General features: G+C 69.7%; 8 protein-coding genes and 1 pseudogene. 7 read left to right on the top strand and 2 right to left on the bottom strand.

What is annotated here, in order from left to right; genetic code table 11:
- Positions 1 to 724: pseudogene (locus tag ACZ60X_RS26295) on the bottom strand (Fe-S oxidoreductase); the annotation flags it as partial.
- A gap of 185 nt (positions 725 to 909) precedes the next feature.
- On the opposite strand from ACZ60X_RS26295, the gene ACZ60X_RS26290 reads away from it, so the two are divergent.
- The 7 genes from ACZ60X_RS26290 to ACZ60X_RS26260 all read left to right on the top strand — a co-directional run bounded on the left by ACZ60X_RS26290 (position 910) and on the right by ACZ60X_RS26260 (position 8,826).
- A complete protein-coding gene (locus tag ACZ60X_RS26290) occupies positions 910 to 1,941 on the top strand; it encodes an MraY family glycosyltransferase (protein ID WP_469603089.1) in 1,032 nt (343 codons plus the stop codon).
- Between the two features lie 94 nt (positions 1,942 to 2,035).
- Complete coding sequence (gene dnaK, locus ACZ60X_RS26285; protein ID WP_469603086.1) at positions 2,036 to 3,871, top strand: molecular chaperone DnaK; 1,836 nt, start codon at positions 2,036 to 2,038, stop codon at positions 3,869 to 3,871.
- Positions 3,871 to 4,545, top strand: a complete 675-nt coding sequence (grpE, locus tag ACZ60X_RS26280) for a nucleotide exchange factor GrpE (protein ID WP_469603084.1) — start codon at positions 3,871 to 3,873, stop codon at positions 4,543 to 4,545. Before dnaK ends, grpE begins: the two co-directional genes overlap by 1 nt.
- 36 nt (positions 4,546 to 4,581) lie before the next feature.
- Entirely contained in the window at positions 4,582 to 5,751 is a 1,170-nt protein-coding gene (gene dnaJ / locus ACZ60X_RS26275; protein WP_469603081.1) for a molecular chaperone DnaJ, read from the top strand.
- A gap of 7 nt (positions 5,752 to 5,758) precedes the next feature.
- Complete coding sequence (locus tag ACZ60X_RS26270; protein ID WP_469603077.1) at positions 5,759 to 6,208, top strand: heat shock protein transcriptional repressor HspR; 450 nt, start codon at positions 5,759 to 5,761, stop codon at positions 6,206 to 6,208.
- Between the two features lie 260 nt (positions 6,209 to 6,468).
- Positions 6,469 to 7,575, top strand: a complete 1,107-nt coding sequence (locus ACZ60X_RS26265; RefSeq protein WP_469603075.1) for a sugar ABC transporter substrate-binding protein — start codon at positions 6,469 to 6,471, stop codon at positions 7,573 to 7,575.
- A 201-nt stretch (positions 7,576 to 7,776) separates the two neighbouring features.
- Positions 7,777 to 8,826: a helix-turn-helix transcriptional regulator gene (locus ACZ60X_RS26260; RefSeq protein WP_469603072.1), complete on the top strand. Its 1,050-nt coding sequence runs from the start codon at positions 7,777 to 7,779 to the stop codon at positions 8,824 to 8,826.
- A 41-nt stretch (positions 8,827 to 8,867) separates the two neighbouring features.
- On the opposite strand, the gene ACZ60X_RS26255 is transcribed toward ACZ60X_RS26260, so the two are convergent.
- The gene (locus tag ACZ60X_RS26255) at positions 8,868 to 9,878 is read right to left on the bottom strand and encodes a helix-turn-helix transcriptional regulator (protein WP_469603070.1); all 1,011 of its coding nucleotides are present in this window, start codon (positions 9,876 to 9,878) and stop codon (positions 8,868 to 8,870) included.
- Positions 9,879 to 9,912 lie beyond the last annotated feature (34 nt).

Below are 9,912 nucleotides of genomic sequence, written 5' to 3'. Positions count from 1 at the left end.
GGAAGCGGTGCCAGGCCACACCCATGTCGGTCTTCAGGGCGACGACGATCATCCAGATGAAGGAGGTCGCGATCTTCAGGCCGGCGAAGAAGTAGGTGAGGTTCTGGAGCGTGGAGACGTCCATGCCCTTCAGCCAGGCCACGACCGGGTACGAGATGAAGAAGGAGGCCTCGTAGCCGTCGACGTGGTGCTGGGCGCCTTCGAGGGCGTGCAGCATGAAGATGCAGACGCCGACGATGAGGATGACGGTCTCGACGAAGTACGCCTGGCCCCAGTTGGAGCCCGCGAAGCGGGACTTGCGCTCCGGCTTGTCCGCCCTGCTCAGCTGGCGGACCACGACCAGCACCGCGATGCCGAGCACGGTCGTGGTGCCGATGAACTCGACGAACATGTTGTACGGCGCCCAGTCGCCGATGACCGGCAGCACCCAGTCGGCCTTGAACAGCTGGCCGATGGCGTTGACGATCGTCAGCAGCAGCGTGTAGAAGCCGATGGCCACGAACCAGTGCGCCACCCCGATGACGCCCCAGCGGTTCATCCGGGTGTGACCGACGAACTCCCTGGCCACCGTGAGGGTGCGCTGTCCGGGGTCGTTGGTCCGGGTCCCGGCCGGAATCGGCTGGCCCATCCGCATGAAGTGGTAGATCTGGAGGAGGGCGCGGCCGAACAGTGCCACGCCGACCACGATCAGGACCAGCGACACGATGATCGCGGCGAGTTGCATTGGGGCTCCTGAGGCGGCCTGAGTTAGCTGGGCGACATTACTAAGCGGTAACTTATGGAGTCCGTCCGAGACTACCTCCATCTTCCGTCGGGATGCAGTAGAGCACGGGGTGATCTGGGTCGCCGAGCGGCAATCGGATCGTGTTATTCATACCGAATTGCTACATTCGCCCCTACCGTGGAGCAGTGCTCTACGGGATCACCGCCGCCACCACCGCGCTCCTGCTCACCGCCTTGCTCGCGGCGCTGCTGCGGGGGCCCGCGCTGCGGGCGGGCATCGTCGACCGGCGGGTGCAGCGCCGACTGCCGCTGCTCGGCGGGCTCGCGGTGGTGACCGTCACCTGTCTCGTCACCTGGGCCGGCGAGTGGACCCGGATCGCCCCGCTCGGGGAGGGGGTCGGCCGGCTGCTGGGCGTGGCCGCCGCGCTCGCCGGTCTGGGCCTGGTCGTCGACGTGTGGCGGCTCCGCGCGCGCGTGCTCGTGGTGGGTACGGCCGTGGCGGCGGCCTTCGTGGTGCCCTACGACGAGACGGGCGTACCGGGCGGGATCCTCGCCGTCGGCTGGATCGTCGCCGCCTCCCTCGCCTTCAAGGGGCTCGACCACGCGGACGGACTGGCGGGGACCGTCGGCGTCGTCACCGCCTTCGGGGCCGGGGCCTGTGCCGCCGCCGAGGTGCTCGACGGGCTCGCCGTGGTGCTGAGCGTTCTGGCCGCCGCCCTCACCGGCTTCCTGATGCACAACTGGCACCCCGCGCGGATCGGACTCGGCGCCTGCGGCGCGCTCTTCACCGGCTTCCTGCTGTCGGCCTCGCTCGTCCTCACGCGCGCGGGGTACGGGCTCGCGCCGACCGCGGCCGTACTGGCGTGCTTCGGGGCGGTCGCCGCCGCAGACGCCCTGCTCGTCGTGCTCGCGCGGCGGCTGGCCCGGCGCCCGCTGCTGCGGCGCGGCCCCGACCATCTGGCGCACCGGCTGCGGCGGCTCGGGCTCACCACGCCCGGCTCAGTCGTGCTGCTCGGCGCGGGCGCCTTCTCCACGGTGCTCGTGGGGGTGCTCGTGCACACCGGGTGGACGGCGGAGGAGGCCGCCCTGTGGGTGGCCGGAGGGGTGCTGCTGACCGTCGTCGTACTCCTTCGCATCCCTGCCCAGCGCTCCCGGAGGACGGAATCCATGCAGGTCAGCGGCCAGGTTACGAGCCAGTTGCGCGTAAGGAGCGGATAAGACTTGAGTCGTGCCGACTCAGGTCTGTTGACCCCGCGGAGGGAGTCGTGCACACTTGAGTCCGTTCCACTCAAGTCAGCTGGAGGAATCAACCATGGCACGTGCGGTCGGCATCGACCTGGGCACGACTAACTCCGTCGTCAGCGTTCTGGAGGGCGGCGAGCCCACCGTCATCACCAACGCCGAGGGCGCCAGGACCACGCCGTCCGTCGTCGCCTTCGCCAAGAACGGTGAGGTGCTCGTCGGCGAGGTCGCCAAGCGCCAGGCGGTCACGAACGTGGACCGGACCATCCGCTCGGTGAAGCGCCACATGGGCACCGACTGGAAGATCGCGCTGGACGGGAAGGACTTCAACCCGCAGCAGATCTCCGCCTTCATCCTGCAGAAGCTGAAGCGGGACGCGGAGGCCTACCTGGGCGAGAAGGTGACCGACGCGGTCATCACCGTCCCGGCCTACTTCAACGACTCCGAGCGCCAGGCCACCAAGGAGGCCGGCGAGATCGCGGGCCTGAACGTCCTGCGCATCGTCAACGAGCCGACCGCCGCCGCCCTCGCCTACGGCCTCGACAAGGACGACCAGACGATCCTCGTCTTCGACCTCGGCGGTGGCACCTTCGACGTGTCCCTGCTGGAGATCGGCGACGGCGTCGTCGAGGTGAAGGCCACCAACGGTGACAACCACCTCGGCGGTGACGACTGGGACCAGCGCGTCGTCGACTACCTGGTCAAGCAGTTCCAGTCCGGCCACGGCGTGGACCTGAGCAAGGACAAGATGGCTCTGCAGCGTCTGCGCGAGGCTGCCGAGAAGGCGAAGATCGAGCTGTCCTCCTCGACCGAGACCTCGATCAACCTGCCGTACATCACGGCGTCCGCCGAGGGCCCGCTGCACCTGGACGAGAAGCTCACCCGCGCCCAGTTCCAGCAGCTGACGGCCGACCTGCTGGAGCGCTGCAAGACGCCGTTCCACAACGTCATCAAGGACGCCGGCATCTCCATCAACGACATCGACCACGTCGTGCTCGTCGGTGGCTCCACCCGCATGCCCGCCGTCGCCGAGCTGGTCAAGGAGCTGACCGGCGGCAAGGAGGCCAACAAGGGTGTGAACCCGGACGAGGTCGTCGCCATCGGCGCCTCGCTCCAGGCCGGTGTCCTCAAGGGCGAGGTCAAGGACGTCCTGCTCCTCGACGTCACCCCGCTGTCCCTCGGCATCGAGACCAAGGGCGGCATCATGACCAAGCTGATCGAGCGCAACACCACGATCCCGACCAAGCGCTCGGAGATCTTCACGACGGCGGAGGACAACCAGCCGTCCGTGCAGATCCAGGTCTACCAGGGCGAGCGCGAGATCGCGGCGTACAACAAGAAGCTCGGCATGTTCGAGCTGACCGGTCTGCCGCCGGCCCCGCGCGGTGTCCCGCAGATCGAGGTCTCCTTCGACATCGACGCCAACGGCATCATGCACGTGACCGCCAAGGACCTGGGCACGGGCAAGGAGCAGAAGATGACCGTCACCGGCGGCTCCTCGCTGCCGAAGGACGAGGTCGACCGCATGCGCCAGGAGGCCGAGCAGTACGCGGAGGAGGACCACCGCCGCCGCGAGGCCGCCGAGACCCGCAACCAGGGCGAGCAGCTCGTCTACCAGACCGAGAAGTTCCTCAAGGACAACGAGGACAAGGTCCCGGGCGAGGTCAAGACCGAGGTGGAGACCGCCGTCGCCGAGCTGAAGGAGAAGCTCAAGGGCGAGGACACCGCCGAGATCCGCACCGCCACCGAGAAGGTCGCGGCCGTCTCGCAGAAGCTGGGCCAGGCCATGTACGCCGACGCCCAGGCCGCGCAGGGTGCCGCCGGCGGTGCCGGTGAGGCCAAGGCCGACGACGACGTCGTCGACGCCGAGATCGTGGACGAGGACAAGCCGAAGGGTGCCGCGTGATGTCGGAGGAGACCCCGGGCTTCGAGGAGAAGCCCGACGTCCCCTCCGGCGCGACCCCCGACGACGCCGAGTCGAAGGCCGCCCCCGAGAAGGGGGCGGCCCCGGCCGGGGACGGAACCGAGAACGCGGGCCTGGTGGCCCAGCTGGACCAGGTGCGCACCGCGCTGAACGAGCGCACGGCCGACCTCCAGCGCCTCCAGGCCGAGTACCAGAACTACCGCCGCCGGGTCGAGCGGGACCGGGTCACGGTCAAGGAGATCGCCATCGCGAACCTCCTGACCGAGCTGCTGCCCGTGCTCGACGACATCGGCCGCGCACGGGAACACGGCGAGCTGGTCGGCGGCTTCAAGTCGGTGGGCGAGTCGCTGGAGACCGTCGCGGCGAAGATGGGCCTGCAGCAGTTCGGCAAGGAGGGCGAGCCCTTCGACCCGACCATCCACGAGGCCCTGATGCACAGTTACGCGCCGGACGTCACCGAGACGACCTGCGTGGCGATCCTGCAGCCCGGGTATCGCATCGGCGAGCGCACCATCCGCCCCGCGCGGGTGGCCGTCGCCGAGCCGCAGCCCGGCGCGCAGACCGTCAAGACCGAGGCCGCCGAGGACGACACGTCCGAGGCGAAGAAGGCCTCCGCCGCCGATGACAAGGAGAGCGGTGGCCCGGAGGAGGGCTGACGTCATCACTGAGAGCAGGAAGGAGGGACGTCGGGGATGAGTACCAAGGACTTCATCGAGAAGGACTACTACAAGGTCCTCGGCGTCCCGAAGGACGCCACCGAGGCCGAGATCAAGAAGGCGTACCGCAAGCTCGCGCGCGAGTTCCACCCGGACGCCAACAAGGGCAACGCCAAGGCGGAGGAGCGCTTCAAGGAGATCTCCGAGGCGAACGACATCCTCGGCGACCCCAAGAAGCGCAAGGAGTACGACGACGCCCGCGCCCTGTTCGGCAGCGGCGGCTTCCGCCCCGGGCCGGGCGCCGGCGGCTCCTTCAACTTCGACCTGGGCGACCTCTTCGGAGGCGCGGGCGGCACCCAGGGCGGAGGCTTCGGCGGCGGACTCGGTGACGTCTTCGGGGGGCTGTTCAACCGCGGCGGCGCCGCGGGCACCCGCACCCAGCCCCGGCGCGGCCAGGACATCGAGTCCGAGGTCACGCTGAGCTTCACGGAGGCCATCGAGGGCGCCACGGTGCCGCTGCGGATGTCCTCCCAGGCGCCCTGCAAGGCCTGCTCGGGCACCGGCGACAAGAACGGCACACCGCGCGTGTGCCCGACCTGCGTCGGCACCGGCCAGGTGGCCCGGGGCTCGGGCGGCGGCTTCTCCCTGACCGACCCCTGCCCCGACTGCAAGGGGCGCGGCCTGATCGCCGAGCACCCCTGCCCGGACTGCAAGGGCAGCGGCCGGGCGAAGTCCTCGCGCACCATGCAGGTCCGCATCCCGGCGGGTGTCACCGACGGGCAGCGGATCCGGCTGCGCGGCAAGGGCGCGCCCGGCGAGCGGGGCGGACCGGCGGGCGACCTGTACGTGGTCGTGCACGTCGGCGAGCACCCGGTGTTCGGCCGCAAGGGCGACAACCTCACGGTCACCGTGCCCGTCACGTATCCCGAGGCCGCCCTCGGCGGCGAGGTGCGGGTGCCGACCCTCGGCGGCCCGCCCGTCACGCTGAAACTCCCGCCCGGCACCCCCAACGGCCGCACGATGCGCGCCCGGGGCAAGGGCGCGGTCCGCAAGGACGGCACCCGGGGTGATCTGCTGGTCACCGTCGAGGTGCGTGTCCCGAAGGACGTGACGGGGAAGGCTCGTGACGCGCTGGAGGCGTATCGCGAGGCGACCGCGGGCGACGATCCGCGGGCGGAGCTGTTCGAGGCCGCGAAGGGAGACTGAGAGAGAGATGGACGGCCGTCGACGTAACCCGTATGAACTGACCGAGGAGACCCCGGTCTACGTCATCTCGGTGGCGGCCCAGCTCTCCGGACTCCACCCGCAGACGCTGCGCCAGTACGACCGGCTCGGCCTGGTGTCCCCGGACCGGACCGCCGGCCGGGGGCGGCGCTACTCGGCCCGTGACATCGAACTGCTCCGCCAGGTGCAGCAGTTGTCGCAGGACGAGGGCATCAACCTGGCCGGGATCAAGCGCATCATCGAGCTGGAGAACCAGGTCGCCGCGCTGCAGTCCCGCGTCGCGGAGCTTCAGGCGGCCCTGGACGGCGCAGCGGCCGCGATGCAGCAGCGCGAGGCCGCCGTACACGCCTCCTACCGCCGTGACCTCGTGCCGTACCAGGAGGTGCAGCAGACCAGCGCGCTGGTCGTGTGGCGGCCCAAGCGGCAGCAGCGCGACTGAACTGGCCGGAAACGAGCGGTGCCTGCGCAGGGGCCGGGAGACCAGCGAGGTCTCCCGGCCCCTTTCGCGTTCTTTGCCTCCGCGTGAACTCCCCTTGGATGGAGAGCCCGTAAAGGGTGTTTGAAGACGATTGCGCTCCTCCTCCACAGGCGCAGCGGAGCGTGGTGTTGCGCACTCGTTAAGTAGTTCTTCTTGACGCCGGGTGTGCCCTCCGCGTTGTCTTTTCAGACACCTGCAACGCACCCGAAGTGAGCCCCCGCATGCGCCGTATCGCCATAACCGTGGCCGCGTCCACGATGACCGTCTCGCTCGCCGGCTGCGGCATGCTGAACGCGACGGGGAGCGGCGCGAGCGCGAGCCCGAGCAAGGGTGACGACCTCACCGTGGGCCTGCTGCTGCCGGAGACGGCGAACACCCGCTACGACAAGTTCGACTACCCCATCATCAGGTCCCAGGTCACCCAGCTCACCAAGAACCGGGGCAAGGTCGAGTACGCCAACGCCGACGCGAACGCGGACAAGCAGGCCGGGCAGATGCAGAAGATGATCGACGACAAGGTCGCCGTCATCCTGCTCGACGCGGTCGACGCGCACGGCATCGCCGACGAGGTGAAGAAGGCCAAGGACGCGGGCATCCCGGTCATCGCCTACGACCGGCTCGCCGAGGGCCCGATCGACGCGTACGTCTCCTTCGACAATGAACTGGTCGGCGAGGTGCAGGGCCGTACCCTCCTGGAGGCGCTCGGCTCGCACGCCGACAGCTCCGAGAAGATCGTCATGATGAACGGCTCGCCCACCGACCCGAACGCCAAGCAGTTCAAGGAGGGCGCGCTCTCCGAGCTGAACGGCAAGGTGACCATCGCGGCGTCGTACGACACGACGGGCTGGAAGCCGGAGATCGCCGAGGCGAACATGACCAAGGCGATCAACGAGATCGGCAAGCACAACATCGCCGCGGTCTACTCGGCCAACGACGACATGGCCGGCGGTGTCATCAAGGCCTTGGAGGCGGCCGGCGTCACCAGCCTGCCCCCGATCACCGGCCAGGACGCCTCACTCGAGGGCGTGCAGCGGGTCGTGGCCGGCGAGCAGTACATGAGCGTGTACAAGTCGTACCCGGACGAGGCCCAGGCCGCTGCCCAGATGGCCGTCGCCAGGGTCCAGGGCAAGGACATCCAGTTCGACGCCCTCACCCAGGACAAGGCCGACAGCCCCACCACCAAGAACATCCCGGCCAAGCTCATCCAGCCGGTCGCGCTGACCAAGAGCAACATCAAGGCGACGGTCGTCGCGGACGGCATCTACACGGTGGGCGACATCTGCACGGCGAAGTACAAGGCGGCGTGCGCGGCGATCGGCCTGAAGTAGCCCGCGACCGGGCGGAACTGCCCGCGCCCGGGCGCGGGCAGGCCGCAGCTTCCTGCAACGGCGCGCGGCGGAGCCCGGTCGATATCCGGGCATAACCCCCCTTTCCGGTGGGTCTGTTGAGGCGAGCCGTGTTGCGGACCCGGTCGGCGCCGCGCATAGTTGCGCTGCGGAAGTGGCAGCACACCGGGGGTGAAATGGGTGATGGCCGGGCGCGGGGCGGAGGAGCATCCACACGGCGCCGACCGACTGTGCGCGGCCGGCGACCGGTTGTATTCCCGGGCCGTGCGCCGCGGGCGGGTGCCCCGCACCGACGTCGAGACGGTGCCGTGCCTGCTGGAGCTGGCCCTGCTGCACCCGGACCCCGACGACATGGACTGGCTGGTGCCGACCTCCCCGCAGGAGGTCATGACCCGGCTGCTGCGCGGGGTCTACGACGAGGTCAGCGCGAGCCAGCGCCGGATGGGCTCCGCGGTGGCCGCCTTCGAGTGGTACGCCGGCCTCGGCCGCCGGCTGCACGCGCTGTCGGCACCGGCCGAGGGCAGCGCGATCCGGGTGCTGGACGGCCTGTCCCGGATCCAGGCCGCGATGGACGAGGCGACCGAGGCGTGCACGACCGAGGTGCTGACCGTGCAGCCGGGCGGCATCCGGCGTGAGGCGGAGCTGACGGAGGGCCTGCACCGAGCCCTGGCGCTGCGCGGCCGGGGCGTACGCATGCGCGACCTCTACACCCATGTCGCCCGCCACGGCCAGGGCCTGCTCAACTACCTGGAGCTGATGGGCGACACGGTGGAGGCGCGCACCCTGGACGAGGTGATCGACCGGCTGATCCTCTTCGACCGCACGGTGGCCTTCATCCCCGCCAACGCCGACCGCACGATGGCCCTGGAGCTGCGCCACCCGGCCCTGGTGGAGTACCTGGTGACGGTCTTCGAACGCCTCTGGCGCCTCGCCATCCCCCTGACGGCCCCGCTTCCCGACACCGGCATCGAGGGCATCTCCCACCGCGAGCAGTCGATCGCGGCGCTGCTGGCGGAGGGCCACCAGGACGCGGTGATCGCCGAGCGCCTCGGCATCAGCGTCCGCACCTGCCGCGCCCACATCGCCCGCCTGTCGGAGACCCTGGGCGCGGCCAGCCGCACCCAACTCGGCGTCCGCATCGCCCAGGTGGGCCTGCACGTCCACCGCCCCGGCCCGCCCGGGGCCGCGCCGGCCCTCACGACTCCCGAGCGGGACTCCCCGACCGTGCGATGAGACGACCGAGCAGCCGCGCGGTGCGGATGTTCACCGAACTGTCATTGCTCCCGATCGAGGATGCCGGACTGGGCTATGAGGTAGCCGAGCTGGGCGCGGCTGCCGCTGCCGAGGGCCTGGGCGAGCTTGGCGATGTGGGCGCGGCAGGTGCGGACGTTCATGCCCAGACGGCGCGCGATGGCCTCGTCCACGTGGCCCTCGACGAGGAGTTTGGCGATGGAGTGCTGGATCTCGGTGATGCCGCCCGGGGCGACTTCGTACGGGCCGCCCACGCTGAGCGGGACCGCGCGGCTCCACATGAACTCGAAGACCTTGATCAGGTAGCGGACCAGGCCCGGCTGGCGCACTTCCAGGGCGACCTGCTGATCGTCGCGGACAGGGATGAACGCAACGGTCTCGTCGCAGATGATGAGCCGCTCCACGAGTTCGTCGATGGTCCGGTACTCTGCCTTGCCGTCGGCGAGATGTGCCGCGTACGCGAGCTTCTCAGGGCTGTACCGGGCTGTGTGCTGGTACAGGGTGCGGATGCGGACACCGCGTTCTATGAGCGGCCTGTCCCGCTCCAGTGCCCGTCGCTGGCTGCTTTCGGGAAGGCGGTCGCTCGGCTGGATCGTGAGTACTTCGGTCTGGCACTGCGCGGTCGCGAGATTGAGGGCATTGTTGATGAGGTCACCACCCTCCAGGATGGTGAGCGAGTCGCTGCCCGTCATCGTCTGCACGCCGAGGGCCATGAAGGGCTCGAAGGCGTCGGCGAGCCGCGTCGACAACTGCCGGCGCTCCGTGATCTCACGCTCGATCGGGCCGAGTCGGTGGGCCAGGGCGACCGCCGGGGGGAGCGGTCGCAGCCAGTCCGGGTCGACGGGATCCGGCTGGAGCAGGCCGAATTCCATCAGGCAGGGGGCTTCCGCGGCGTCCGGGCGGGCGACGCCGCCGGCACGCAGAGCGGCGGCATAAATCCGACGTCCGTCCTCACAGAGGTCGGCCACGCCGTGGGGATGTGCCGCTTTCGCCCGATTCGTTGTCAAATCTCCACCCCCCAGGGTCCTGAACATGCAGGAACATGATGCACCGATTGTGTGGTCATGA

This window comes from Streptomyces sp. NPDC104106 (genome assembly GCF_055584345.1).
Note: the sequence above shows the minus strand (reverse complement) of the source record. Positions and strands in the feature narration are given on the sequence as shown.

Bases quoted from the DNA above. Each gene is read 5' to 3' on its own strand.
- ACZ60X_RS26270 (WP_469603077.1), top strand. From the start codon at position 5,759: ATGGACGGCCGTCGACGTAACCCGTATGAACTGACCGAGGAGACCCCG.
- ACZ60X_RS26255 (WP_469603070.1), bottom strand. From the start codon at position 9,878: ATGTTCAGGACCCTGGGGGGTGGAGATTTGACAACGAATCGGGCGAAA.
- dnaJ (WP_469603081.1), top strand. From the start codon at position 4,582: ATGAGTACCAAGGACTTCATCGAGAAGGACTACTACAAGGTCCTCGGC.
- grpE (WP_469603084.1), top strand. From the start codon at position 3,871: ATGTCGGAGGAGACCCCGGGCTTCGAGGAGAAGCCCGACGTCCCCTCC.
- dnaK (WP_469603086.1), top strand. From the start codon at position 2,036: ATGGCACGTGCGGTCGGCATCGACCTGGGCACGACTAACTCCGTCGTC.
- ACZ60X_RS26260 (WP_469603072.1), top strand. From the start codon at position 7,777: ATGGCCGGGCGCGGGGCGGAGGAGCATCCACACGGCGCCGACCGACTG.
- ACZ60X_RS26265 (WP_469603075.1), top strand. From the start codon at position 6,469: ATGCGCCGTATCGCCATAACCGTGGCCGCGTCCACGATGACCGTCTCG.